The organism is Priestia abyssalis, from assembly GCF_002019595.1.
Classification (GTDB): Bacteria; Bacillota; Bacilli; order Bacillales; family Bacillaceae_H; genus Bacillus_BA; species Bacillus_BA abyssalis.
Map to the genome: position 1 here is coordinate 1,082,688 of NZ_KV917369.1, position 25,580 is coordinate 1,108,267.

The window sequence follows — 25,580 nt, forward strand, 5'->3', positions numbered from 1 at the left end:
ATTTTTTTTGCAATGGGTCATGCTAACGGTAAAGAAAAATAATGGAATTGGAGGAATATACATGTCAGAAAAGGAACTGAAAAAACTTCCTTTCCTCATTGCCCTTGGCATTTTGATTGGAACAATGCTCGGTGAATTCGGGATGTCCCTTTTTCGGTAGGAAAGGAATAAATAAGAAGTGTTTCAAAAACACTAACAAAAAAGACAAACAAAGGAAGGTTTGCCTTGTTTTCAAAACTATTTTCTAAAAAAAACAAGAATGATGAGTTAAAAGGCCAAAAGGAAAAAGATGCACCCAGATCGTTGGCAGAGTTGTTACAGGAGATGCGATTGTCCGATGATTTTGTTGAATTTAGCACATCCGCCAACAACGGTCCGTTTTGGGTATCGTATTTCGTTACTTTGACGGATAATGAAATCGTTCATGAGTATATTTTGCCATATCTCGATGGGAGTATCACATCGCTTGAAGAATTAAAAGGGAAGATGCCGATTGAACAAACGATTATTACGGATGATCCGAAAGAGATCAAGGAGCGTTTGCTTGTAGGGAACATAGTGATTCGCGTCCATCAACACGATAAAAAGGTACTCGTTGTGTGTGCTGTCAATACGAATTTTCGACAAGTTGGGTCGCCTGAAATCGAGTTCAGTGTTGTTGGTCCGCAAGAAGCTTTTGTAGAGTCAGTGCTTTTAAATGTGAACTTAATTCGCAAACGTCTTCCCATTGGTGACTTAAAAGTAAAAGAGACATGCGTAGGGAGGGTCTCGAAAACAAAAGTTGCAATCTTGTATGTAAAAGGAGTCGTAAACGAAGAAAATTTGCAAACGGTCATACAACGAATCGATGATATTAAATTTGACCAAATTATTGACAGTTCCTATTTGGAACAGATGATTCAGGATAATTCGAAGTCGCTGTTTCCCCAAATCGTCAATACGGAACGGCCGGATCGGGTGGCAGCCGCTTTGGCAGAAGGGAAAATTGCCATTTTATCGGATGGTTCGCCCAATGCTTTGATTGCACCAAGTACCATTACTGAATTTTTTGGTACGCTTGAGGATTATAACTTGAATTGGATGATTGCGACAGCTTTCCGTGTAATTCGAGGTTTTGCCGTTGCGTTTTCCATTTTTGCGACACCTGCTTATGTGGCAGTGCTCACCTATCATTATGAAATTATTCCAAAGGATTTATTGCAGACATTAATTTCATCGCGAACCGCGATTCCGTTTCCACCTATTATTGAAGCGGTTATTTTAGAGCTCGCTATCGAGCTGCTGAGGGAAGCGGGAGCCCGCTTGCCGACGAAAGTAGGTCAGACGCTCGGTATCGTGGGCGGGATTGTAATCGGGCAGGCATCCGTCGAAGCGGGAATCACAAGCAATATTTTGCTCATCATCGTAGCGTTGGCCGCACTGGCCTCCTTTACAACTCCAACGTATAAAATGGGGAATACGATTCGTTTGCTTCGCTTCCCGTTTTTAATGTTTGCACAAATTCTCGGGCTCGTTGGGATTATGATCTGTTCGTTGTTTGTACTATCCCATTTAATGCGCCTTACTTCTCTCGGCCGTCCTTATTTAGAGCCAATTTATCCGCCGAGGCTAAAGGATTTGAAAGACTCGATTATCCGTCTCCCATTTACGACCTTTAAGAATCGTCCGGTCTTTTTGCAGACAGAAAGCAAGGAACGGTTTAAGCCTCAACAAAAGAAGGAAAAGATCATTAATGATTTTACGGAAGATCCGTAACGTTTAAATCCAGAAGGGGTTTTTTGCATGAGCCAACAAGTGAAAGAAACATACAAAGTCGCTCCTTCTCTTGTCTTTTTCTTGGTGACGGGCGCTCAAGTAGGAATAGGTATCCTTGGATTTGAGCGTATTCTTGCTAAAGTAGCGGGATATGATGGATGGATAGGGGTCATCGTTGGAGGAGCGATGGTCAACATTTCAATCTTTATCATGTACAAATTGTTAAAAGAGGGCGGGGGAAACCTTGTATACATTCATCAGACGTTGTTTGGCAAATGGATTGGCAATGCATTGAACCTTGTGCTGGCTCTTCATTTTTGGAATTCTGCTTATACGGTTCTCCGGACGTATATCGAGGTGATACAAGTGTGGATGTTCCCAAGCCTTCCCTCTTGGTTACCTGCTCTTTTTTTTCTATTTTTAGCGTATTACATCATTTCATCCGGCTTTCAGGTCATTACCGGGGTTTGTTATTTTGGGGTCATTTTGCCGCTTTGGCTATTTATTACATTAATTTATCCACTGGAATATGCCCATTTCGATAATTTAATGCCGATGTTTACTCATTCGGTGAAAGAGCTTTGGAAAGCTACCATTTCTATGTCACTCAGCTATATTGGATATGAAACGCTTCTTATTTATTATCCATTTATCCAAAAACCTGAAAAATCCCATAAATATGCTCAGTTTGGTGCGTTGTTTACCACTTTTTTGTATTTGGTCGTATGTCTCGTTTCTTTCGCGTTCTTCAGCGAAAAGCAATTGCTTGTAAGTATTTGGCCGTACTTAACGATGACAAAGGTAGTCGAGTTTACTTTTTTACAGCGTTTTGAGTACGTTCACATCTCTTTTTGGCTGCTTGTTGTCATGCCCAATATTGTGCTGTTTTTTTGGGCGGCAAGCCGCATTGTGCGGGATGTGGCTAAAATCCAACAGCGTATTCCTCTCATTGGAATGTTGCTGCTTTTTTTCATCTACACTTACTATATCGATGACCGAGCTGAAATCGATAGGGCTAATACATGGAATGGAAGATTTGGATTTTATTTTATTTATGTCTATATCCCATTTTTATATGTTGTACAAAAGACCGTGAAAAAGGTGGGGAGTGGAAATCAATGAGACACCTAATTTTATTAACAATCATAATGATGTTATCGGGTTGCGGACTCGGAGCGAACATTTTAGATGATGTCGATTTGATGCAAGCGATAGCCTATGATATGGCGAAGGACAACCAGATTGAAGGAACTGCAATGATTCCCGTTTATTCAGAGCAGCAAACCGGACAATTTGATGTTCACGCAGCAACGGGCCATACGAGCAAATATATCCGGTCAAAAGCTAGCGGTGAAGCCCCGAAGCCCATTGTCAGCGGTCAGCTTCGCGTCGCTTTGTATGGGGAGGAATTAGCGAGAAAAGGAATTTCCGATATTGTTGATACGCTTTATCGTGATGCGTCAATCGGCAACACGACACAGCTGGCTGTGGTAGAAGGAAAAGCGGCCCCTGTTGTTAAAGAAAAGTATAATCCAAATACGAATCCAGCTATGTATATATCCAATCTCCTGGAACAAAATATCAAAAATGAAAATGTACCTAAAAATAATCTCCATGTGTTTTTATACAAGTATTTTTCCGAAGGAGGAGATCCGTATTTGCCTTTGCTGAGCCGCAATAAAAGTGAAGTCAGGATTATCGGGATGGCACTGTTTAAAGGGGATAAATACATTGAAAAAATCTCTCTCGAGGAAATGTTTGTTTTTAAAATGCTTGTGGAAGGGTATAAAAAAGGAACATATGAGTTCAAATTGGAAGACAAGAACTCCTATGCTGTTGTCGAAAACATCGTAGCCAAGACGGACTATAAATTTAAAGGAAAAACGTCGAAACCGACACTTCACATCTCTATTGAAATGGACGGGCAGATCAAAGAGCTGACAGAACGCCAAAATTTACAGGAGAAAAAGGCGGTACGAAAAATCCAGGCGGATATGGAGAAATCAATGGAAAAGCAGGGAAGGGCAATGATAGAAAAATTCCAAGAAATAGAAATTGATCCATTTAGTATCGGTGAGCGCTACAAAAAGTTCAATCGCTATTCGACTAAAGAGGAATGGAAAAATATCTATAAAGATTTAGACGTGGATTTGCAAGTACAAGTTCATATTTTACAATCGGGGGTTGTGGAGTAGGAGTCTACTTTTTCGATATTCAACAATATGCCCATATTTCAAAATTGAAAATTCAAGAAGTACAGCAAAAATTGCAAAGTGTGAAAGAACATCCATAATATTTAACAAAAATATCAATGTTGAGAAACTTTTGTGAATCACGCCCGTATACTTGTATGGACATAACAGTCTGTCCTATCTTTCTCCTTCGCGGCAGAGGAGGAAGGATATATATGAGGTGGTGAATGAACAATATGGAACAATTGATTTTGGAGTTTGTCCAATTTTTAAAAGGACTTTCCTATTTAGGAATTGTCATTGCTCTTTCATTTGAATTTGTCCCCGCAGAGCTTGTTTTACCGCTTGCTGGGTATTGGGTTTATAAAGGTGACATGAATCTGTGGCTCGTGGTCCTCGCCGGTACTGTAGGGGGGACATTTGGACCGTTGACATTATACTGTTTGGGAAGATGGGGCGGAAGACCGTTTTTGGAAAAGTACGGTAAATATTTCTTCGTTAAAGAAAAGCAGCTAGATGCGGCCGATCATTTTTTCGAGCGGCATGGAGCAATTGTCGCGTTTTCAGCCAGATTTTTGCCTGGGCTTCGTACCATCATTTCGATTCCGTGCGGCATGGCCAGAATGAATCCATGGACCTTTAGCATTTATACATTCGTTGCGATGTTTCCTATTACCTTTTTGTACGTCTACCTGGGATATAAACTTGGGCCCCGTTGGGAAGATGTAGGGCATCTTGCCGATCAATACACTCTTCCAATCTTAGTGGGGATGGTTTTATTTATTATGTTGTACGTTTTGTTGAAAAAACGAAAGAAAACATCCACTTATTCTGTAAAAGAATTCACGATGAAAAAACGTTGAGCATTTTGTCTATTGACATAATTGAATACCGTGCATAAAATTGAATTATCAACTATATATTTTTCTTCCACGTGAAGGGGAGTAGCGTCAGGGGAACCTGAAACAAAGTCGTCATTTCATGGATTAGCTTCCATCGGCTTTGTTGGCATAATAAATGCTTAGCGAGACCTTTGCCATTTATGGCAAAGGTCTTTTTATGTTTTCTAAGACCATTTGAGGGGAAAAGAATAGCAAAGAAAAAGAGAGGAGATTAATGATGGAAATATCTTTGTTGCTTGAATACGGGTGGGTTTTACTAGTTCTCATTGCGTTAGAGGGAATTTTAGCAGCGGATAACGCTCTTGTTATGGCTATTATGGTAAAGCATTTGCCAGAGGAGCAACGTAAAAAAGCGTTGTTTTACGGATTGGCAGGAGCGTTTATTTTCCGCTTCGGTTCATTATTTCTTATTTCGTTTCTCGTTGATGTATGGCAGATGCAAGCAATTGGTGCAGCGTACTTGCTGTTTATTTCGATTAATCATCTTATGAAACATTATGCCAAGAAAAATCGTCCTGCTAAAGAGGAAAAGCCGAAAAAAGAATCGGGTTTTTGGGCAACTGTTATAAAAGTGGAGTTAGCAGATATTGCATTTGCCATTGATTCCATTTTGGCAGCTGTTGCACTTGCAGTGACACTCCCGTCCACTACACTTCCAACCATCGGAGGATTGGATGGCGGACAATTTCTCGTCATTTTTGCCGGAGGGCTTATCGGGTTAATCATTATGCGCTTTGCAGCCAATATGTTCGTACAGCTTTTACAAAAACGCCCTGGTCTTGAAACGGCCGCGTTTTTAATTGTTGGATGGGTAGGGGTGAAGCTGGCCGTTCATACGCTTGCACATCCAGAACTTGCAGTGATTGACCATCACTTCCCTGAATCTGCCTTATGGAAAGGAATTTTCTGGGCTGTATTACTGGCCATTGGAGCTGGCGGCTGGTTCTTATCAAAAGAACAAAAAGAAAAAACAGAAGAGCAAGAACGCGAACAACGTACATTACAAAAAGTAAAGTAGATCGGAAAAGAGCAGTGGTGGAGCTCCTATAAAATCAGGGGCATCCAAGCGGCTCTTTTTTCATTCCGGCCATGATCTTTTAGAATGTGGGATATAATTTCCACAAAAAAACTTTTTATGGTGCCCCCGTAAATTTTATTGATGCCCCGTACAAGTATAGGGAAGTGAATAAAGGTTAGCGCTAACATTCATGACCATTACTTGAACTGGAGGAAGTTACATTGAAAAAGAAAACATTAGCAAGCTCATTAGCCTTTGTATTGGCAGCATCACCTTTTGCGGGGATGTCAACATATGCAGAGGAGAATACATATGAACCAAAAACTATCGAAGTGATGACAGGAGACGGAAAATCGATTGAAACGGAAGTAGTTACAACGGAAACTGCAACAGAGAAAACAGTTACTGAAGAAGCAAATAAGATCACAGATGCCAAAGAAGAGGGAGTAGCACCTTCTTTAGTTCCTGGTGATTTCTTTTATTTCCTAAAAACAATGATGGAAAAAATCCAATTGGCGATTACAGCAGACGATACCAAAGAAGCTAAGCTTTTAGTAGAATTTGCTGCAGAGCGTATCGCTGAAGCAGAAGCATTGATGGAGGATGGGAAAGAAACAGAAGCGGTTGAACTATTAACAAAAGCGTTAGAGCAAATGGAAGACGCACAAGCGACAGTAGAGTCCACAGACGAAGAAAAGGAAGAAACAGTTGAAGAGAATGAAGAAGTAACTGAAGAGAAAACTGAAGAAACTCAAGAAGTAACTGAAGAAGCAGCAGAAACAACAACTGAACTTGAAAAAAGTATCGCGCAAAACATTGTTGCATTACAAGCTAATATGGAAAAATTATTAGACAAACCAGCGAAGGAAGCTTTAGAAAAAAATATTAAAAAAGCAAAAGACAAACTTAAAGCCAAATTAGCCCGTCTTGCTGAGTTAGAAGAAGAGCAAGCAGAATTAAAAGCGGAAATTGAAGAGATTTTAGGTGATCTTAAGGAAGAAACAGAAGAGGCTGTAACAGAAGAAACAACAACGACTGTAGAGGAAGCAGAAGAAACAGTGACAGCTCAAGAGGATGTTGAAAACGAAGCAGTAGAAGCAGAAGAGGTGAACGTCGTTCCAGCGGTTGCTCCAGTTGCGAAAACGGAAGCGAAACAAGCAAAAGAAGCGGCGAAAGCAGAAGTGAAGCAATTACGTGAAGACAAAAAGGCGGAAGTAAAAGAATTACGTGAAGAAAAGAAAGCAGAAGTGAAGCAAGCACGTACAGAGGCAAAAGCTGAAGTAAAACAAGCACAACAAGCAGCAAAAGCTGAAGTAAAACAAGCACAACAAGCAGCAAAAGCCGAAGTAAAGCAAGCACAACAAGCAGCAAAAGAAAAGCATGAAAACAAAGCAGATAAAGAATAAGGCTAAATGGGAGTGCTCTAAAGCGAAGCGTTCGCTTTAGGGCACTCCTTGCCATGAAGTAGCATTTCCATGCGTGGGAGATTTTCTTGTACATTAAAATGGAGAAGCTGGTATTCAGCTCCTTGTTTTTTATTGTAAAAGGAATCATACTTGGGAATTATGGTCAAACTAAGGGGATTTGCGTTATAATGAATAGTCGCCACAGAAAGGTGACTATTTTTTCATCCTAGTACACCCGTAAAAACGACAGGTGGAACGAATGATGTATGGACAAGAGGTGAAACCATTGCTTAGTGTACTGTTTAAAATCGGCCGAAAGAAAACGCTCGAAGATACGGTACTAAGGATTCAACAAGGGGATATAGCACTGCAAAATGAACTCATCGAGCAATATAAACCGTTTGTCGCTAAGACGGTTTCGGGCGTTTGCAAAAGATATATACAAGAAACAGATGACGAATTCAGCATTGGTCTCATCGCTTTTAATGAAGCTATAGAAAAATATACAAAAGAAAAAGGAAGTTCATTGCTTGCTTTTGCAGAGCTCATTATTAAGCGCCGCGTCATTGACTATATTCGTAAAGAGGCACGCATGCAAACGCTGCATTTGCATGCGTGTGACGAGGAGAACGAGGATTTCTCTCAAACAAAGCTCGAAGCGAATTTATCGCTTGATGAATATGTTCGTCAGATGGAACAAGAATTGCGTAAAGACGAGATTGTTCATTTTCATCAAGTGCTGCAACAGTTTGATATGACTTTATCCGAGATTGTGGAGCAGTCGCCAAAGCATGCTGACGCACGTGTTAACGCAATAGAAGTGGCGCAGTTTATCGTTCATCATGAAGAGCTTCGCGAAAAGCTGTTTAAAAAGAAACAAATACCAATTCGATTAGTAGAGAAACACGTAACGGTAAGTCGCAAGACAATTGAGCGCAACCGCAAATATATTATCGCGATTGCCATCGTTTTAGCGGGGGATTATGTCTATTTAAAAGATTATATAAAAGGGGTGCTCGGGTCTTGAAAAAGGGCATTGTCATGGAGATTACAGAAGATTATGTAACGATGTTAACCCCTGATGGCGAGTTTTTACGAAGTAGACATGAAGAGCGCCAATATGAATTGGGAGAGGAAATCCTCTTTTTTCCCCTCATCGAAGGCCAACCTGACGTCTCCGAAACAAAGATAAAGAGACGTTCATGGAGAAGAGCTGTTCTCAGCTCTGTTGCTGCAGCTGCACTTTTGCTTTTTTTCCTTCCTTATTATCTGCAGCAGCAAGTGTATGCGTACATGTCTATTGATATTAACCCGAGCTTGGAATTGGGGGTCAATCGTCAATTTGAAGTAGTAGAAATACAAACTTTTAACAAAGATGCCAAAAAATTAGTCGCCAGCATAAAAGAGTGGAAGCATCGTCCGGTTGAAGAGGTGACTTCAAAAATTTTGGCGGCAAGCGAACACCAAGGGTACTTAAAAAGAGAAAAAGAAGTACTCATTACGACGGTCTTTAAAAAAGAAAAGAAAGACTACAAGGAACAATTACAGACAGATATCCAATCTGTTACAGAAGAGTGGAAGAAAAAGCCTTATACAATCGAAACGGTTAAAAGTTCTTTAGAGGTACGGGAAAAAGCAGTGGAGCTCGGTGTCTCCACCGGTACATGGCTGAGAAAAGAAGAAATAAAACAAAAGCCGGCATCGAAGTCAAAACCTGTGAAACCGAATAGTGTTCATAAAAGCGGTTCAAAAGAGCCGGTAAACCCTCAGCCTTCTCAAAAAGGAAAAAACAACTTATCGCCTTCTCCAGCAAAACAAGAGGAACAGCCAACAGAGAAGGCGAATTCAACGTTAAAACCAATCAAGCAGCAGATTGAGTCGAAATTGAATAATAAACAAGAATTGCCAAAAGGCGGAGAAAAAGAGTTAAAACCTTCTCCGCAGCCTGCTGAAAAAGCAAAAGAAAAGCAAAAACAAAAGGATGCTGATGATAAGCAGAAGAAATCGACTTCTGCTTCTTATCAGCGGCCTGAAATAGAGAAAGAAAAACAAAAGGGCAATGACGGATGGGAAGGGCGTAATTCCTTCAAAAAAGAGAACGAAAAGCGCAAGAACGCTAATAGAGAGAAGGAAAAGCATCCTTCTCACCAAAAAACGCCCGGAGTAGAGAAAGAAAAACAAATGAGAAACGAGACGGAAAAGAAGCCTGCTTTTTCTGCTCCCTCCTCATTTCGACAAAGACATGAGGAACGAGAAAATAATGAAAAGAAAAATGGACCGAAACCCTCTCATTTAAACTCTTCATCCAAAAGAGAAGAGGGACGTGTGGAACCTGTTTTCCGAGAAAAGGAACAAAAGCCTGAACAATCTCATTCTAAGCCCGCGAAAATAGAGAATCAACGTGAGCGTTGGAATGGTAAGGAAGATCACAAAAAAGATCGCCCGCATAAACACGATCAAATATTATAGTACATAAAAGCCGAAGCATGTATGCTTCGGCTTAGCCATGTTTATTTAGTTTTTCCGCTTAATTGTGCTTGTGCCTGAGCTACAAGACGCTTTGTGATTTCTCCGCCAACTGAACCGTTGCTGCGTGCAACTGTATCAGAGCCAAGCGTTACACCAAACTCTTGAGCAATTTCATATTTATATTGATCTAAGAATTGTTCTACACCAGGAACAAGCAATTTGTTAGTATTTCTAGCCACTTTCTATTCATCTCCTTAAGAGGATTTTGCAACGATTTCTCGCTGTATCTATATTATTTCAGAGCGGCTATATTCCATACTGGTAATCCATGTTAAGGTGATTTCTCCCATCCCAATCCGTTAATGCAGGATAAATGTAAAGCAAAAAGCCGTATCTCCAATTCCAGGAGATACGGCTTTTTGCTGTGATGGAAAAGAAGCGGCTTTTCCGTTTACTCTCACTCTATTTATGAAGCAAGGGGATGCTTATGAATAGAAGAGATTTTTTGGTTTTAATTATACGTTAACGACGGTTGGTTGTGTCCCAGTCTGGTTGTTATTTTACAAGTGAATATTGTTCAACTGATTGTAAAAAAGATTTTTGCAAAGCTTTTAGTTGCTCGACATAAGCGTCTGATACTTGCTGGAATTCTTCGCGAGCTTTTTGTTGCTCTTCGATTACTTGAGAGAGCGTTTGTTGGTATTGCTCCTGCGCTTGTTGAACAAACTGATAGCTTGTTTTGTTTTGATCTATAGATACTTGCTGCAGCTTCTGGATTACTTCATGAACGCGGTTTGCCCATTGATCATAAGAGTCAGCCGCAACATTTCCTGCTGTTTTACGCAAGTTTTCGCTTACCTTTGCTTGAAGCTGTTCAACCTCTTGCTTCCATTGATGGTCTACTTGTTGAGCTTGTTCCAAGGCTTTGTTGACGAATTCCTTTTGCTGTTCCAAAGCTTTTACAGTCCATTGCTCGACTTGTTTGTTGTTTTCTAAAAGAGTGTTGAAACCTTTTGACCATTGTTCCCACATAGCATCAATTACAGAATCATACTTAACTGCTGACATTAGAAAATTCCTCCCTAGGTTCACTGGCCATGCAAAGCGTATGTTGAAAGGAAAACAGATGCATAATTGAGAGTGTTCATAGATGTCCATACCATCAACATTCCAACGAAAGTCGCTAAGCAGCCTTCATTTTTTATATTGGAAACACAGCTGCAAACAGACTGTGCGAATCCCTATTTCTTATCTTTTTGTGACTCATCTTTTTGCTGTTTGGATGATGTGCTAAATGGAAAGAACATATCAGTATACATAGTGAAAAAAGAATTCAGCATGTTTTGATATTGCTCTAATGATGATGCCCACATCTTTAAATATTGCTCGCCTGCATCAGTGATCGAGTAAATGCGGCGTGCGGGCCCGTCTGATGAAGTGTCCCATTCCGATTTAATTAAGTTATCCTTTTCCAGCTGTCTCAATGTGCGATACACATTTCCTTGATCGACGGAAGTGAATCCAAAGCTCATCAGTTGCTGAATTAGTTTGTAGCCATGGAGATTCCAGTTACGTAAACTTAACAGCAAAAAAGGGATCATAAAATTTTTAGGAGCGCCCGTGATGGCTTTTTCTAAATTGGTTTGTGTTCCGCTTTTTTTATCTTGATTTTCCGACAAGGTGGATCCCCCCGTTTTTTCTCTATCCAAATGGACTGGAGTCATTTTTCAATCTCCGCATTTTTTAATCTATGTGTAATTTACACTTATATGGACCAAAAGTCAACTCGTTTCATACCATTTACAAAAAGTTCACAATTCATTAAATAAATTCGACAATTATCAACAAAACTTATCAAAAAAAGCTAAATTTTTAGAATTGTTTAAACCCGTTACACCTTTTATAATAAGGGAGTAGCATGAAAACAAGCAAGATACGGAACATCTGTTGGCAATCGACAAAAGTGAACAGGAAGCTTTGCTGTTATCATTTCTAAATGGTAAAAGGTATAAAAGTTGAGGCAAGCCATCACTTTTACATGAAACGGAAGGAGATGGAAATTTTGGATCAACAGAAAGTATACGATCCATTTTTGGCGTGGAAGGAAATGTATGATAAGACAGAGTCTTATTGGGGCAAGGTACTTGGCGAAAACATGAATAAAGAGGAATTCTCTCAATGGATGGGGAACGTCCTCAATTTAAATCTTCAATATCATCATGCGTTGAACGAAACAACGGGCCGTTATTTTCAACAAGTGAATATCCCGACAAAAGATGATGTTGCTAACGTTGCATCATTAGTCATCAATGTGGAAGAAAAAGTAGAAGCATTGGAAGACCGTTTGGATGAATGGCACGATGCACAGACTCAAGATAACAGCGCACTTTATAAACGCGAATTAAACAAAATTAAAACTGACGTTAAGTCTCTCGAAAAGAAGCTTGATCAAGTCTTAGAAGCTATTGAACAACAGCAGCAATTTCAATCAAAGCTTCAAAATGAACTTCAAAGCACACTTCAAGAACAGCTTCAACAAAAGTTGCAGCAGCAAAACAAACAGTTACAAGCATCCTTTCAAGAACAATTAAAGCTTCAAGAGCAAGCTGCAGCAAAAGATACGAAAGAGCCTATTAAAGCACAGGCACCTGTTAAAGAAACAAAGGGGCAGCAAAAGTAATTGTAATAACAAAGTGAATGGGTAGTACCTGCTGTAAGATGCAGAATTATATAAATTTACTACAACAAGATACATTAAAAAATTACTAGCTGAAGCAAAGGGGATTTTTTTCATGATGACATTAGAGGGTAAAGTAGCAATCGTAACAGGCGGATCAAAAGGGATCGGAGCAACAATCGCAAAAGAGCTTGCTTCTCATGGAGTAAAAGTCGCTGTAAACTACAACAGCAGTGCAGAGGCAGCAGAGAAAGTAGTAAACGAAATTAAAGAAAACGGCGGCGAATGCATTGCAATCCAAGCAGACGTTTCTTATCCAGAACAAGCAAAACGCCTTGTAGAAGAAACAAAAGAAGCATTCGGCCAGCTTGATATTCTTGTAAATAATGCAGGTATTACACGTGACCGTTCATTTAAAAAGCTTTCTCATGAAGATTGGACAAAAGTAATCGATGTAAACTTAAACAGTGTCTATAATACAACAACAGCTTCTCTTACATACTTGCTTGAATCTGAGGGTGGCCGTGTTATCAATATTTCTTCCATCATCGGTCAAGCGGGCGGCTTTGGTCAAACAAACTATTCTGCAGCAAAAGCAGGTATGATTGGTTTCACGAAGTCTTTAGCACTTGAGCTTGCAAAAACAAATGTAACAGTTAACGCTATTTGCCCTGGTTTCATTGAAACAGAAATGGTTATGGCCATTCCAGAAGATATCCGTCAGCAAATCGTGTCAAAAATTCCAAAACGCCGCTTTGGACAAGCGGAAGAAATCGCCCGCGGTATTGTGTACTTATGCCAAGACGGCGCTTATATTACAGGTCAGCAGTTAAACATCAACGGCGGATTATACATGTAATTAAGTTAGGGAAATCAACATATACAGTACAAGGATCCGGCTCGATGACACCCTCTGTTGAACGAGGAGTGTCTCGAGCGGACATGTAACTGGTTTTTCCCTGACTTTTTTCACTGCTATATATGTGTAAATTACATGTATTGGTTTTGGGACAATACTCTGACTTTTTTGAAAGGTTGTGAAGGAACATGGCAGTATCACCTATACAAGAATGGGAAAAAATGATGCAATCCGTGCCGAAGGAATATAAACAGTCCGCGCGCCGTTTTAAGCGTGCAATTGAAATTTTAACAGCAGAAGCAGAGCCGGAAGTCGGTTTAACACCGAAAGAAGTCATTTGGAAGAAAAATAAAGCGCAGCTGTACCGCTATACTTCAAAGAAAGAGCAGGTGCACCGTACTCCGATTTTAATGGTATATGCATTGATTAATAAACCGTATATTTTGGATTTGACTCCAGGAAACAGTCTGGTTGAATATCTTCTTGAGCGCGGATTTGATGTGTATTTGCTTGACTGGGGTACACCGGGTCTCGAAGATGCAGACATGAAGCTTGATGATTATATTTTGGACTATATTCCAAGAGCGGCCAAAAAAGTGTTGAAAACATCAGGTGCTTCTGATTTGTCCATTCTTGGTTATTGTATGGGCGGCACAATGTTATCCATCTCTGCTGCTTTAAATGAAGAGCTTCCAATCAAGAATTTAATTTTTATGACAAGCCCGTTTGATTTTTCCGATACAGGCTTATATGGTTCATTTTTAGATGAGCGTTATTTCAATGTTGATAAAGTGGTGGACACATTAGGAAATGTTCCTCCTGAAATGATCGACTTCGGAAACAAAATGTTAAAGCCGATCACTAATTTTTACGGTCCATATGTGACGCTTGTTGACCGCTCTGAAAACCAGCGTTTTGTTGAGAGCTGGAAGCTGATGCAAAAGTGGGTGGGAGATGGAATTCCATTCCCGGGTGAGGCCTACCGCCAGTGGATTCGCGAATTCTATCAGCAAAACAAGCTCATCAATGGGGAACTTACTATTCGCGGACGTAAAGTGGACTTATCCAATATTAAAGCTAATGTCTTGAATATTGCGGCAAGCCGTGACCATATCGCGATGCCTCATCAAGTGGAAGCTTTAATGGATGTAATTTCCAGTAAGGATAAAGAATTCAAATTGCTGCAAACAGGACACGTTTCCGTAGTATTCGGTCCAAAAGCCGTAAAAGAAACTTACCCGTCGATTGGGGATTGGTTAGAACCTCGCTCTAAATAAGAGAAATCAAAAAGGTGTACAAAAGCCGCGTAGCTGTAGCTTTTGTACACCTTTTTTGTTTATCCCTCATTAACGGGCAGTAAGGCCCCCGCTAATGGAAGTTTCCTTTATACGTATCCACCATGTTGTCTCTTTCTTTGGTTATTTAATCTGACAAGAGCTAAAAAAGGATTCATAACGTTTTTTTGCTTGTTAGAGAGGGTAAAGAAAGGGAAATGGCTAATTAACTTTTTTTAGCGAATTCCGCTGCTTCCAATAATAAATCTACAATATGAACAGCACGCATTTTGTTAGATAAACCTTCCCGTTCAATTCCGAGTTTCATTTGCAGCAAGCAGCCGGGGTTTGCCGTAACGATGGTGGCGGCATGCGTGGCTTTCGCGTGTTCCATCTTGTGGTCTAAAATTTGCATTGACATTTCCGATTCCACTACGTTATAAATACCAGCAGAACCGCAGCAGCTGTCGGCTCCCTTCATTTCGCGGAACTCGACGCCCTCGATAGCTTTTAATAAACTTCTTGGTTCTCCTGATGTTCGCATCACGTTTCGCAGGTGACAGGAATCTTGATAAGTCACGACTTGAGCTGGAAGACGAAGCGGCTGTTTGTCAAATTCAAGTTCTATGAGTACGGATGAAATGTCCTTCAGTTTATGAACGAAAGCTTTGGCGCGGTCTTTCCATTGCGGGTCGTTTTTCAATAAGTGATCGTACTCAACTAAAAACCCCCCGCAGCCCCCGGCATTTGTGATGATGTAATCCACCTGTAAATCTTCAAATGCTTGAATATTGCGTTTCGCTAATTCTTTTGCTCCGTCTTTTTCACCGCTGTGGCCGTGAAGGGCGCCGCAGCATGCTTGATTTTCGGGAATGACAATTTCACATCCCGCTGTTTGAAGAAGTTTCATCGTCGCATTGTTCGTGTCTAAAAACATCGTATCCATTAAGCAGCCGGAGAAGAATGCCACCCGTTTTTTCTTTATGCCTTCTGCTTGAAGGTGGGTAGGGCGGTTCTTCATTTCTTTCATGGGTGACACCTTTGGAAGCACCTTTTCCATCGATGTTAAATGATCTGGCAGGATGTTGATGAGTCCCGTTTTGTGGGCAAAGGTCTGCAAGCCGGACCGCTGGTAAAGCCCGATTAATCCCGTTAATGTACGCATTCGTTTTTGATGGGGGAAGAGCTCTTCAAATACGACTTTACGCACCGCTCTTACAGGCAAAGAGTGCTTTTTGTTTTGATTGATGATATCACGAGCTTCTTCGAGAAGATGACCATATTTGACACCAGACGGACAAACAGGCTCACACGCACGACAGCCGAGGCAAAGCTCCAGCGTTCGTTCTACATCTTCATCAGGCTCAATTAAACCGTCGACGACAGCTTTCATTAGCGCGATTCGTCCTCGAGGAGAATGAGACTCCTTATAACCTGACTCGGTGTACGTCGGGCAAGACGGTAAACAAAAGCCGCAGCGCATACAGTTCAGCAATTGGTCTTCGTCCATGCGTTCTTTAAATTTCTTTTGAATGGTTTCACGTTCTTTCACTGTTGTCATTTTGTTACCACCACACGTTTACGAGATTCTTTAGCAAAGACTTTTCCTGGGTTCATGATGTTATTTGGATCAAATGCCTTCTTAATACCCTGCATGGCTGCAATTCCTTCTTGGCCGAGTTTCAGTTCCAGATAAGGGGCTTTCATCACGCCAACCCCATGTTCACCTGTGATTGTGCCGCCGAGCTCTACCGCTTTTTCAAAAATTTCGGCGAAGGCTTTCTCTACACGCTCAATTTCGTCATGATTACGTGAATCAGTCGGGCATGTTGGATGAAGGTTTCCATCGCCGGCATGGCCGAATGTACAAATTTTCACATCATATTTTGCTGCAATGTCGTTAATGGCCCGTACCATTTTCGCAATTTCGGAACGCGGAACGGTCGCATCTTCCAAGATGGTCGTCGGCTTTAAGCGAGCGAGCGCTGATAGTGCAGAACGTCGTGCCGTCGCCAATGCTGTTGCGTGTTCTACAGATTGGGCTATTTCCACGGATACCGCATTTTCCGTTTTACACAATTCAGCAATTTTTTGAATATCGCGGTCAACAACCTCAAGAGCCCCGTCTTGTTCAATTAACAGAACAGCTTCCACATCTGTCGGAAGGCCAACTTTAGCAAAATCCTCTACCACTTCAAGCGTGGCTTTGTCTAAAAATTCAAGTGTAGTAGGAATTATCTTGTTAGCGATAATTTTTGAAACCGAACGGGCAGCTGCATCAATGTCTTGGTATAAAGCCAGCATCGTTTTCTTTGTCTCAGGCATTGGCACAAGCTTGAGGGTTGCTTCTGTAATAATGCCAAGCGTGCCTTCAGAGCCGACAAACAAACGTGTTAAATCATAACCGGCTACATCCTTTGCGAGCTTTCCGCCGGTACGGATAATGTCACCATTAGCCAAAACGATTTCAAGCGCAATGACATAGTCGCGTGTCACTCCGTATTTCAAACCGCGAAGGCCGCCGGAGTTTTCATTGATGTTGCCGCCTATTGTCGAGATTTTCATCGAACTTGGATCGGGAGGATAAAACAGCCCTTTTTCTTCAATGGCGTTAATCATGTCGAGTGTAATAACACCTGGCTGTACCGTGACCGTCAAATTTTCTTCATCTATTTCTAGAATTTGATTCATGTGTTTGAACAGCAAGACGATGCCGCCTTCTGTTGGACATGTACCTGCACAAAGATTCGTTCCTGAACCGCGAGGAACGAGCGGTATTTTATGCTCATTGCACACTTTTACGATTTCTGCGACCTCCTTCGTGTTGCGGGGAGCCATGACGGCGTCCGGCATCGATTGAAACTGGGGAGTCGCATCATATGAATAAACAAGTCGTTCGGCTTTGGAATCATCATAGTTTTCCTGGCCGACAATGGCTGTCAGCATTGCTTTTATATTCGCTGTAATCATCTGTTTCTCATCCTTTTCTCAAGACGTAGAGTATATCCGATTTTTTACGGATAAGTCCTGTTTCTCTTACTGTCCATCATAAAGGATACGACTTGCTTGTTCTATGGATGAATATATAAAATTTATTTGCTTTCATCTTTATTTTTTAGATGATCATCCAAAAAATAAAGAGATAAATAGAGGCTTACAATATCAGGGAAATATTTGAAGTTCAGTCCTGTTGACTCCTCTAATTTTTTGATGCGATAGTGGAGCGTATTGATATGAATGTGAAGGATTTCGGCCGTTTGTTTAAAGGACATGTTTTGTTGGAAGAAGACCCGGAATGTTTCCAGAAGCTCTTCTTGTTCCATTACGGAATGCAGGACCCTTCCTATAAACTCCTTGCGCGTAGGTAAAGAAATATCCTCAAGACACATCTCGAGGCGCAAGTCGGCATCGAAAATGATGCTGTTTTCTCTCATGGCTACCGTTAATGCGCGTTCTGCCTGTTCATACGATTTTTTGAGCTCATGTCCCTCGACTGTTTGTCCGATACCAAAGGATGCAGAGGTATTCCATGTTTCTTCTATGAACGCTTTAAGCTGTTTCACTTTATGCCTGATGGTCTTTTTCAACATGTTTGGCTGAACGTGTTGGATAATGAGAAAGCGGTCGCTTCCCCAGCGCACAAATAAATCGTGATCATGATCACCGTTCCAAACGTGAATCAATTGCCATATGTCCTCATCTAAAAATGTTTGATGACCGTTCAAATAGACTAAAATTAATTGCCGGTTCGCTTGCAAATCCACTTTCAACAAATGTGCGCGATCGATGAATGGCTTGGACCAGTCCTTTAATTGGAGCCAGTCAAAAACGAATGCCTCCAGCATTCGGGAGCGCCATTGCAGCTGATCTGAGTGATAGCTTTCCTGGATGAGCAATTCTGTCATCTTTTTCAGCAACTCGCCGTATGGTAAAATGTGGTCGGGTTCTCCAGTAATGCCAATCACACCAATAACCTCATGGGAGAAAAGGATGGGCAAGTTCAGGCCGGATTTCACTCCGTCCAGCCGTTGTTCATCTTCTTTCGTGATAATAATCTTCCGTCGCTCTTTTACACTTAGAACGGCTCCTTCATGGAAGGTTCCGATCCGTTTTTCATCTGTGCTGGCAATGATGGTGCCGTCTGTATGGACGATAATGATGTCCTCATCGATTAGTTTTTTCACTTCATGAATGATTTTTTTGGCTAAAGAAGGTAAAAGTAACAAGAGAATACCTCCGAATCATTTTTACTTTATTATACATTATCAAAAAAATGGGCAAGAAACCTTTCATTCTCGTCCAATTTGTGTTAAGAATGTGTAAGGGAGGGAACTGTCCAAAAGGTGGAAGAAGGATGGTCAAACTCGCGCATAAGATTTTAAGACAATAAGAAGAGGTTAAACTTTTATGAGAAGTTTTAAATCAAGGCTGAAGCGTTTGTCGTCGGCACAGTATATTGTGCTGTTTTATTTAGTAGCTGTAACGGTTTCTTTTTTGCTGCTGAGTTTGCCGATTGCTCATAAGCCTGGGGTTGAATTTGCTGTTATTGATATTTTATTTGTTGCCGTGAGTGCGGTGAGTGTAACGGGATTGACGACTGTTTCTACTGTGGACACCTTTAGTGTGCCCGGTATTTTTATTTTGACATTCGTATTCCAGATTGGCGGAATCGGTGTAATGACATTAAGTACATTCATTTGGCTGCTGATGGGGAAAAAAATTGGTTTGAAAGAACGTCAGCTTATCATGATTGATCAAAACCAATCGAGTTTATCGGGGCTTGTCAACTTAATGAGACACATCTTGCTTATCATCTTAATTATTGAGTTGGTTGGGGCTGTGGTGTTAGGTGTTTATTTTCTACAGTATTATCCCAGCTGGCAAGAGGCGTTTTTGCACGGTTTTTTTGCATCGATCAGTGCGACTACAAATGCCGGTTTTGACATTACCGGTTCATCATTGGCTCCGTTTGCCACGGATTATTTTGTTCAAACGGTCAATATTTTGCTGATAACGTTAGGGGCCATTGGTTTTCCAGTATTGATTGAAGTGAAACAGTTTATTAAAAACTTAAATAAAAAGAAGCTGTTTCGCTTTTCTTTGTTCACGAAATTGACGACGGTAATGTATGTAGGGCTGCTTGCTGCGGGCACCATCCTTATTTTATTGCTTGAACACCAACACTATTTAGCGGGGAAAAGTTGGCATGAATCGTTTTTTTATGCTTTCTTCCAGTCTGCGACAACAAGAAGCGCCGGGTTGGCCACGATGAATGTGAATGAATTTACGGCTGCGACTTTGCTTTTTTTATCAATTCTTATGTTTATCGGGGCATCACCAAGTTCCGTCGGAGGAGGAATTCGAACGACGACATTTGCCTTGAATATTTTGTTTGTGTTCCATTTTGCGAGAGGAAGAAAACATATTCGCGTTTTTAATCGCGAAATTCATGAAGACGATCTTGCAAAATCTGTTGTAGTCAGCTTTATGGCTATTTTCATTTGTGCGACGGCTACTTTGCTGCTTATGGTAATCGAGCCATTTTCTTTAACCGAAATTGTATTTGAAGTATGCTCGGCCTTCGGTACAAATGGACTTTCAACGGGAATTACACCTCAGTTGAGCACTTTCGGAAAGCTGATTATCATTGTACTGATGTTTATTGGGCGGGTCGGTATTTTACCTTTTATCTTTATGTTAGGGAGACCGACAAGCCAACCTAAGTATCACTATCCAAAAGAGCGCATTATTATTGGTTAACAGAAACAGCCGCAAGCCCTAAAGGGATTGCGGCTGTTTCTATTCAATCCGTTCCGTAGCTGACATCTTTGTCAGGATGGGTAAACGGGACTTCTTCGGGTGCTTTTTGGCGTTCGACAAGGTCGCGGTTTTCGCTTGTGTTCCAGCCGATGTCATTTGTCGGATGAACCCACTCGTCGCCTGACATAATGGCAGGGTCAATTTCATCGCTCCAATTATTTAAAGGTGATTGGTCTGAATTGTAGTGACTGTCTCCAATTACGACACCGTGTGAATTGACGAATGGCTTTTCGATTGGAATCCCGCTGCCTTTAAAAGATGGAGCGGCTGCCTGATGGGGCATGGTGTCATCAATCATGGGGGAAGTTAACTGTTCCTCTTTATCCAAATCTGATTCTCTCCTTTTGAAGTCATTTTTATTAGTATGGTCTATCGGACAAAAGAAGTTACTTAATCGAAGGGGATTTTGCACAATCAGCCAGCTAAGAATGGAGGAAAGGGAGTCAATTTTTTCAAAGGATTTGGGGAGACCTTTCGTTTCATACTAATGGGTGAGCAGAGATGCTCCAATTATGTTGGATAAGGGGATGGTCACGATGGCAAAAAGAAAAGTGGCACATGATGCAGCGAAAAAAAACAATTTCACACCGAAGGAAAGCCTTCCTGATACGGAGTTTTCGGTAGAGTATGGAGGAGAAGACGCCATTAAAGGGGCAAACCGCAATTCTAAACAAGGCCGTAAAGGCAGAAGCGGCGGAGGGCGCTAATGAATAAAAAACAATTCAAAAAAGCCCGTAAAGCTAACGGAAGCTTGATGTCTGAGAAAGCAGAAACACGGCAGCTGCTTCAAGAAGAATTTGGCCATGAATTAGGGCACACAAATGCAAGCAAATTGTATGAGGCGGCAGCTGAAGCTTCTTCCCATAAAAAGAGTAAGAAAGCTACACTTAAATAAAAAACCTCGGGGCAACCCGAGGTTTTTGTTATTATCTAGCTCCAGCGCCTAGCTTAGCACGGAAAAAGACGATTGCCCGGCCAAAAGCCGCCTTCTGGGTCAATCCCTATTTTCTTGGGCCCACAGGAGGTGGGTCATGCCGACGTTGGTGATTGACGCGGCGCCCTTAGTCGCCTTCTTAAATCAAGGCGCCTCCGCTTTTCTTAATTCGCTACAGGAAGCCCGAATGCTTCCAGCGGTTTTGTATAAATTTTCGTTTTCAGTTCTTTCGGATCGAAGTAGACGAGCATTAAAGATTCTTTACGGACGATTTGGCCTGTTTGTTTATAATGATTATAATCAAAAGGAAGAAATTCAAGCACTGTATGCTTGTACAGTTCTTTTTCTGCCAATTTTTCTCCGGCGAACACATCGCCCATTAAAGCCGGCTGTTCTAAAATTTGCTGATAGTAGTGGGAACGGACTTGCTTTTGAATCGCATCATCCCACCATGGTTTACGCGGTTTGTATTTTTGATTTTGCAAATAATCGATTTTCATGAATCCTTCAATCACTACTTGTTTACTGAAATTCTCGGTTAGTAAGTATTCCTTCAAACGGCGGAATAGATCTTCCAGCTGATGGCCGATGCGGGACCAGCCAGCCTCATCCCAATGGGTACCGAAGTTTTGGAAGAAATCGAAGGGTGTTTCATACACATGGGAAACAAGGTATTCAATCGTTTCATCCATGCGGTGGTCATTCCAATATTTTTCCAAAATGTCTTCTACTTGTTTAATTCGAATCACATCTTCGAAGGATAGGACGTTGTTGCTTAAAATTTCATATGGTGCATTGTCCATGTATACATACTGATGTTGATCAGCACGTAAACGAACACCTGTGCCGCGCAGCATCTTTAAGAAACCGAGCTGAAGCTCTTCAGGGCGAAGAGCGAAGACATCATTAAAGGTTTTCTTGAAAGAATGGTAGTCTTCTTCTGGAAGACCAGCGATTAAGTCAAGATGCTGATCGATCTTCCCGCCTTCTTTTACCATTGTGACGGTGCGGGTCAGCTTTTGGAAGTTTTGTTTGCGCATGACGAGCTCGTTGACGTCATCATTCGTTGATTGAACTCCGATTTCAAAACGGAATAAGCCTGCAGGCGCGTTGTCGTTTAAAAATTGGATGACTTCCGGGCGCATAATATCAGCCGTAATCTCAAATTGGAAGACGACCCCGGGTACATGCTCATCAATCAGGAATTGAAACATTTCCATGGCGTAGCTGCGGCTAATATTGAATGTACGGTCAACGAATTTAATGGTTCGTGCACCGTTTTTCATTAAGTAACGAATATCTTCTTTTACTTTTTCACGATCAAAGTAGCGAACGCCGACTTCGATGGAAGATAAACAAAATTGGCAGCTGAATGGACAGCCACGGCTCGTCTCGATGTAGACAACACGTTTTGAGAGATGGGGGACATCTTCTTCAAAGCGGAACGGCGATGGCATTTCTTTTAAGTCGACTTTGTTTCGCTGAGCGTTAATAACCTTTTGACCGCCGCTGCGGAAGGCAAGGCCGCTGATGTTTTCAAAATTCCCTTCACCGTTTAATTCATCAAGAAGGTGTTTGAATGTTACTTCTCCTTCGCCGAGGACGAAAAAGTCAGCTTCTGGAATACGGTCGAGCCAGTCGCTTACATCATATGTGACTTCCGGTCCACCAAGGATGATTTTCATGTCAGGCTTAATCTTTTTCATCATTTTAATAACTTTAATCGTTTCTTCGATGTTCCAAATGTAACAGCTGAATCCTAATACATCAGGCTTCTTATTGTATAGATCCGTAACGATATTTAAAGAAGGATCTTTAATGGTATATTCGGCCATTTCAATCTCGTATTCAGGAGCGGCATAGGCCTTTAAACAGCGAAGCGCCAAATTCGTATGAATGTATTTCGCATTTAACGTCGCACAAATAATATTCATTTCTTTATTCAAACTCCTTTTGGTTTATTCTTTTACTTTTATATGAATTCAATCCAAATCTTTAGCATTTTTGTAATCTTTGATCTTTACTCATGCTTATCATATTTAAGTATTTCAAAAAGATAGGGGTAATGGTTGTCTCATAAGACTTAAAGAGACCGCAAAAATTATTTATTTCTGAAAAGACCCGTCGCTGAATCTTTAGTTTTACTGGATTTCCATAACGGTTCTTTCAGGAGGATGAATCAAAAGGTATGCTTTTTATACCTTTTGATTCATCCTCTTAGCACAAAGCATTATTTTATCACATTCTCGCCAAAGGCGCTCAGGAAAATTCAATTGGATTACTTTTTCTTCCTGGAAGTTTCCTTTATTAATGTTGAATGGTTTAGGTGCGTTTATATAGATAATACGATATAAACATGATACAGTAGTAGAAAAAGATCATATAAAGAGAGGGATTTAGCGTGCTGGAATTTGAACAAATTAATATGGATCACTCCTTTATTTTGATTAAGCGGGATACCCCATTATCGGAAATAAAGAGCAAGCTTTTGCAATACGGTTTTGTTGTGATTACCGGAGAAATAAGCTATACGATTGCGAATCATGAATATCCCATGATCGCCTCAGCCCACGATTCCATGCTTGCATATGAGTGGCTTGAAAAGGTGCATTGGCCTCCTTCACCGATCTTCAGCGAGGAACAATTACGGGAAGAGGAAGCGGATTGGAGACGGCCAATTCTAATTGAAAATGAAAAACAAGAAATTATTGGAATTGTGACAGCTAACATATGGATCAAAAAATTACATACGGAAACAAAAAGGCTGACGGCTTATTTTGAAACACTGGCAGAAACCGTGAATGATGCGGTCACAGCAGTTGACCAGGAAGGAAAAGTAATTTGCTGGAATGCTGCAGCGGAAAGAACATATGGAATTAAGAGCGATGAGATTATCGGCCGAAAAATCGGGGACCACTTCCACGCCGAATCCGTTATGCTTCACCGTATTCTAAGTGAGGGGCGGCCAGTCCGGGGAGAGTATCATCATCCTGCCGCTGATACCCACGTACTTATAAATGCCTCTCCTATCATACAGGATAATATGATTATTGGCGGAGTGGCGACCGAACATGACATTACCCAAATCGTAAGGCTTAACGAAGAAATAGATGCTTCAACTCCTGTGCTCATCCATCAAGAACGTCCCTTTTCTTCGATGATTGGCGAAAGTACCCAAATTAAACAAGCCGTACAAATCGCGCAAAAAACAGCCCATGCGGATATTTCCGTTTTGTTGGCAGGTGAGCCGGGTTCGGGAAAGGAAATGTTGGCACAAGCCATTCATTATGGAGGTCCGAGAGGCAATGGCCCTTTTGTATCTATTAACTGCTCTGCTATTCCTTCTGGCCTTTTAGAAGCCGAACTATTCGGATATCAAGGGGGGCCTTTTACAGAAGAAGAGCAGGTGGGTCAAGCGGGCAAAATTGAACAAGCACAAGAGGGAACGTTATTCATTGCAGAGATTGATCAGATGCCGTTTGATATTCAAGTGAAGTTCTTGAATTATTTGGAGAACCAATCCTTTTACCGGGTAGGGGGAATGGAAGTTGTAAACGCCCGTACACGTATCATCGCAGCGGCTTCTTCTGCCATAGAAGAAATGGTACAAGAAGGGAAATTTCATAAAGATCTTTATTATCATTTGACGGTCATCAAAATAGATATTCCTCCATTGCGTGAACGAAAGGAAGATATCGAGGGATTAGTCGAAAACTTTATACAAGAGTTGGCTGTTAAATATCGAAAATCCATGCCGGACATCAGTCCTGAAGCTAAAGAGGCATTATTAAGTTATGAATGGCCGGGAAATATAAGGGAACTTCGAAATGTGGTAGAACGATTCATCCTTCTGAATGAGGGGGATGTTGTTACGCTTGAGCATCTTCCGCAAAATATGACTTCCGATTATTCTGCGAAAAACAGCAGGCCTTTATCAAATGGAACATTGTCCAAAGGAAGAGAGCCAGGAAAAGAAGAAGCGCTGACCATCGAAGAAGCGTTGAAGAAAACATACGGAAATAAAAGTGCAGCAGCGAAATTGCTAGGTATATCAAGAGGAACTTTATACAATAAAATCAGGGAATACGACCTATAAATCAATGGGCATGAGCAAAAAAGCGCTCATGTCCATTGATTTACGCATAAACGCGGGAAGAATCCGGACGGATTCTTCCCGCGTTTATGCAAAGACCTTTGTGGGATATTTAAGGTGCAGGAATCAAAAACATAAACAGTATAAAAAGCAAACATATTTACGAAAACATCCCAATAAA

23 protein-coding genes are annotated in these 25,580 nt (G+C 41.1%); 15 read left to right on the forward strand and 8 right to left on the reverse strand.

Annotation, left to right across the window (positions count from 1 at the left end):
- Positions 1-324 precede the first annotated feature (324 nt).
- The 8 genes from BK575_RS05000 to BK575_RS05035 all read left to right on the forward strand — a co-directional run bounded on the left by BK575_RS05000 (position 325) and on the right by BK575_RS05035 (position 9,742).
- Entirely contained in the window at positions 325-1,755 is a 1,431-nt protein-coding gene (locus tag BK575_RS05000; protein ID WP_078414644.1) for a spore germination protein, read from the forward strand.
- 27 nt (positions 1,756-1,782) lie between these two features.
- Positions 1,783-2,877 (forward strand): GerAB/ArcD/ProY family transporter, encoded by a 1,095-nt coding sequence (locus BK575_RS05005; RefSeq protein WP_078414645.1) that lies wholly within the window; start codon positions 1,783-1,785, stop codon positions 2,875-2,877.
- Complete coding sequence (locus tag BK575_RS05010) at positions 2,874-3,950, forward strand: Ger(x)C family spore germination protein (RefSeq protein ID WP_169907547.1); 1,077 nt, start codon at positions 2,874-2,876, stop codon at positions 3,948-3,950. The genes BK575_RS05005 and BK575_RS05010 overlap by 4 nt, the downstream gene beginning before the upstream one ends.
- A gap of 233 nt (positions 3,951-4,183) precedes the next feature.
- Positions 4,184-4,810 (forward strand): DedA family protein, encoded by a 627-nt coding sequence (locus tag BK575_RS05015; protein WP_078409182.1) that lies wholly within the window; start codon positions 4,184-4,186, stop codon positions 4,808-4,810.
- A gap of 256 nt (positions 4,811-5,066) precedes the next feature.
- Positions 5,067-5,867, forward strand: a complete 801-nt coding sequence (locus tag BK575_RS05020) for a TerC family protein (RefSeq protein WP_078409183.1) — start codon at positions 5,067-5,069, stop codon at positions 5,865-5,867.
- Positions 5,868-6,088: 221 nt separating this feature from the next.
- On the forward strand, positions 6,089-7,273 hold the full coding sequence (locus BK575_RS27950; RefSeq protein ID WP_139367967.1) for a DUF5667 domain-containing protein: 1,185 nt from the start codon (positions 6,089-6,091) through the stop codon (positions 7,271-7,273).
- 277 nt (positions 7,274-7,550) lie between these two features.
- Positions 7,551-8,300 (forward strand): RNA polymerase sigma factor SigI, encoded by a 750-nt coding sequence (gene sigI / locus BK575_RS05030; protein WP_078414647.1) that lies wholly within the window; start codon positions 7,551-7,553, stop codon positions 8,298-8,300.
- On the forward strand, positions 8,297-9,742 hold the full coding sequence (locus BK575_RS05035) for an anti-sigma factor domain-containing protein (RefSeq protein WP_078409184.1): 1,446 nt from the start codon (positions 8,297-8,299) through the stop codon (positions 9,740-9,742). Before sigI ends, BK575_RS05035 begins: the two co-directional genes overlap by 4 nt.
- A 41-nt stretch (positions 9,743-9,783) precedes the next feature.
- Here BK575_RS05035 and BK575_RS05040 read toward each other — a convergent pair whose 3' ends face one another.
- The 3 genes from BK575_RS05040 to phaQ form a co-directional block, all read right to left on the reverse strand.
- Positions 9,784-9,981, reverse strand: coding sequence for an alpha/beta-type small acid-soluble spore protein (locus BK575_RS05040; RefSeq protein WP_078409185.1), 198 nt, complete (start codon positions 9,979-9,981; stop codon positions 9,784-9,786).
- A 316-nt stretch (positions 9,982-10,297) separates the two neighbouring features.
- Positions 10,298-10,810, reverse strand: coding sequence for a polyhydroxyalkanoic acid inclusion protein PhaP (phaP, locus tag BK575_RS05045; RefSeq protein ID WP_078409186.1), 513 nt, complete (start codon positions 10,808-10,810; stop codon positions 10,298-10,300).
- A gap of 173 nt (positions 10,811-10,983) precedes the next feature.
- Positions 10,984-11,421: a poly-beta-hydroxybutyrate-responsive repressor gene (gene phaQ, locus BK575_RS05050; RefSeq protein ID WP_268877701.1), complete on the reverse strand. Its 438-nt coding sequence runs from the start codon at positions 11,419-11,421 to the stop codon at positions 10,984-10,986.
- A 383-nt stretch (positions 11,422-11,804) separates the two neighbouring features.
- On the opposite strand from phaQ, the gene phaR reads away from it, so the two are divergent.
- From phaR to phaC, 3 genes are all read left to right on the forward strand, one after another.
- On the forward strand, positions 11,805-12,422 hold the full coding sequence (gene phaR / locus BK575_RS05055) for a polyhydroxyalkanoic acid synthase subunit PhaR (protein ID WP_078414648.1): 618 nt from the start codon (positions 11,805-11,807) through the stop codon (positions 12,420-12,422).
- Between the two features lie 112 nt (positions 12,423-12,534).
- On the forward strand, positions 12,535-13,278 hold the full coding sequence (gene phbB / locus BK575_RS05060; protein ID WP_078409188.1) for an acetoacetyl-CoA reductase: 744 nt from the start codon (positions 12,535-12,537) through the stop codon (positions 13,276-13,278).
- Between the two features lie 188 nt (positions 13,279-13,466).
- A complete protein-coding gene (gene phaC / locus BK575_RS05065) occupies positions 13,467-14,555 on the forward strand; it encodes a class III poly(R)-hydroxyalkanoic acid synthase subunit PhaC (RefSeq protein ID WP_078409189.1) in 1,089 nt (362 codons plus the stop codon).
- Between the two features lie 223 nt (positions 14,556-14,778).
- On the opposite strand, the gene BK575_RS05070 is transcribed toward phaC, so the two are convergent.
- The 3 genes from BK575_RS05070 to BK575_RS05080 all read right to left on the reverse strand — a co-directional run bounded on the left by BK575_RS05070 (position 14,779) and on the right by BK575_RS05080 (position 18,778).
- The gene (locus BK575_RS05070) at positions 14,779-16,113 is read right to left on the reverse strand and encodes a (Fe-S)-binding protein (RefSeq protein WP_078409190.1); all 1,335 of its coding nucleotides are present in this window, start codon (positions 16,111-16,113) and stop codon (positions 14,779-14,781) included.
- Positions 16,110-17,522, reverse strand: coding sequence for a glycolate oxidase subunit GlcD (glcD, locus tag BK575_RS05075; RefSeq protein ID WP_078409191.1), 1,413 nt, complete (start codon positions 17,520-17,522; stop codon positions 16,110-16,112). Before glcD ends, BK575_RS05070 begins: the two co-directional genes overlap by 4 nt.
- 122 nt (positions 17,523-17,644) lie before the next feature.
- Entirely contained in the window at positions 17,645-18,778 is a 1,134-nt protein-coding gene (locus BK575_RS05080; RefSeq protein ID WP_078409192.1) for a CdaR family transcriptional regulator, read from the reverse strand.
- Positions 18,779-18,959: 181 nt separating this feature from the next.
- Here BK575_RS05080 and BK575_RS05085 point away from each other — a divergent pair, with 181 nt between their 5' ends.
- Entirely contained in the window at positions 18,960-20,312 is a 1,353-nt protein-coding gene (locus BK575_RS05085; protein WP_169907549.1) for a TrkH family potassium uptake protein, read from the forward strand.
- Positions 20,313-20,355: 43 nt separating this feature from the next.
- Here BK575_RS05085 and BK575_RS05090 read toward each other — a convergent pair whose 3' ends face one another.
- Positions 20,356-20,670, reverse strand: a complete 315-nt coding sequence (locus BK575_RS05090) for a DUF3905 domain-containing protein (RefSeq protein ID WP_078414650.1) — start codon at positions 20,668-20,670, stop codon at positions 20,356-20,358.
- 238 nt (positions 20,671-20,908) lie between these two features.
- Here BK575_RS05090 and BK575_RS28320 point away from each other — a divergent pair, with 238 nt between their 5' ends.
- Both BK575_RS28320 and BK575_RS05095 read left to right on the forward strand, forming a co-directional pair.
- Entirely contained in the window at positions 20,909-21,079 is a 171-nt protein-coding gene (locus tag BK575_RS28320; protein WP_028396784.1) for a hypothetical protein, read from the forward strand.
- On the forward strand, positions 21,079-21,267 hold the full coding sequence (locus tag BK575_RS05095; RefSeq protein WP_078409193.1) for a hypothetical protein: 189 nt from the start codon (positions 21,079-21,081) through the stop codon (positions 21,265-21,267). Before BK575_RS28320 ends, BK575_RS05095 begins: the two co-directional genes overlap by 1 nt.
- Before the next feature lie 203 nt (positions 21,268-21,470).
- Here BK575_RS05095 and BK575_RS05100 read toward each other — a convergent pair whose 3' ends face one another.
- Positions 21,471-23,240, reverse strand: a complete 1,770-nt coding sequence (locus BK575_RS05100; protein WP_078409194.1) for a B12-binding domain-containing radical SAM protein — start codon at positions 23,238-23,240, stop codon at positions 21,471-21,473.
- 467 nt (positions 23,241-23,707) lie between these two features.
- On the opposite strand from BK575_RS05100, the gene BK575_RS05105 reads away from it, so the two are divergent.
- Positions 23,708-25,402 carry a sigma-54 interaction domain-containing protein gene (locus BK575_RS05105; protein ID WP_139367968.1) on the forward strand — a complete coding sequence of 565 codons (1,695 nt, stop codon included), beginning with the start codon at positions 23,708-23,710 and terminating at the stop codon, positions 25,400-25,402.
- Positions 25,403-25,580: the final 178 nt, after the last annotated feature.

Excerpts from the sequence above, each read along its gene's own strand:
- BK575_RS05070 (WP_078409190.1), bottom strand. The coding sequence starts at position 16,113 with ATGACAACAGTGAAAGAACGTGAAACCATTCAAAAGAAATTTAAAGAA.
- glcD (WP_078409191.1), bottom strand. The coding sequence starts at position 17,522 with ATGATTACAGCGAATATAAAAGCAATGCTGACAGCCATTGTCGGCCAG.
- BK575_RS05095 (WP_078409193.1), top strand. The coding sequence starts at position 21,079 with ATGAATAAAAAACAATTCAAAAAAGCCCGTAAAGCTAACGGAAGCTTG.
- phaP (WP_078409186.1), bottom strand. The coding sequence starts at position 10,810 with ATGTCAGCAGTTAAGTATGATTCTGTAATTGATGCTATGTGGGAACAA.
- BK575_RS05100 (WP_078409194.1), bottom strand. The coding sequence starts at position 23,240 with ATGAATATTATTTGTGCGACGTTAAATGCGAAATACATTCATACGAAT.
- BK575_RS05015 (WP_078409182.1), top strand. The coding sequence starts at position 4,184 with ATGGAACAATTGATTTTGGAGTTTGTCCAATTTTTAAAAGGACTTTCC.
- BK575_RS05090 (WP_078414650.1), bottom strand. The coding sequence starts at position 20,670 with ATGATTGATGACACCATGCCCCATCAGGCAGCCGCTCCATCTTTTAAA.
- phaC (WP_078409189.1), top strand. The coding sequence starts at position 13,467 with ATGGCAGTATCACCTATACAAGAATGGGAAAAAATGATGCAATCCGTG.
- BK575_RS05005 (WP_078414645.1), top strand. The coding sequence starts at position 1,783 with ATGAGCCAACAAGTGAAAGAAACATACAAAGTCGCTCCTTCTCTTGTC.
- BK575_RS05020 (WP_078409183.1), top strand. The coding sequence starts at position 5,067 with ATGGAAATATCTTTGTTGCTTGAATACGGGTGGGTTTTACTAGTTCTC.
- BK575_RS05085 (WP_169907549.1), top strand. The coding sequence starts at position 18,960 with ATGAGAAGTTTTAAATCAAGGCTGAAGCGTTTGTCGTCGGCACAGTAT.
- BK575_RS28320 (WP_028396784.1), top strand. The coding sequence starts at position 20,909 with ATGGCAAAAAGAAAAGTGGCACATGATGCAGCGAAAAAAAACAATTTC.
- phbB (WP_078409188.1), top strand. The coding sequence starts at position 12,535 with ATGATGACATTAGAGGGTAAAGTAGCAATCGTAACAGGCGGATCAAAA.
- BK575_RS05000 (WP_078414644.1), top strand. The coding sequence starts at position 325 with ATGCGATTGTCCGATGATTTTGTTGAATTTAGCACATCCGCCAACAAC.
- BK575_RS05010 (WP_169907547.1), top strand. The coding sequence starts at position 2,874 with ATGAGACACCTAATTTTATTAACAATCATAATGATGTTATCGGGTTGC.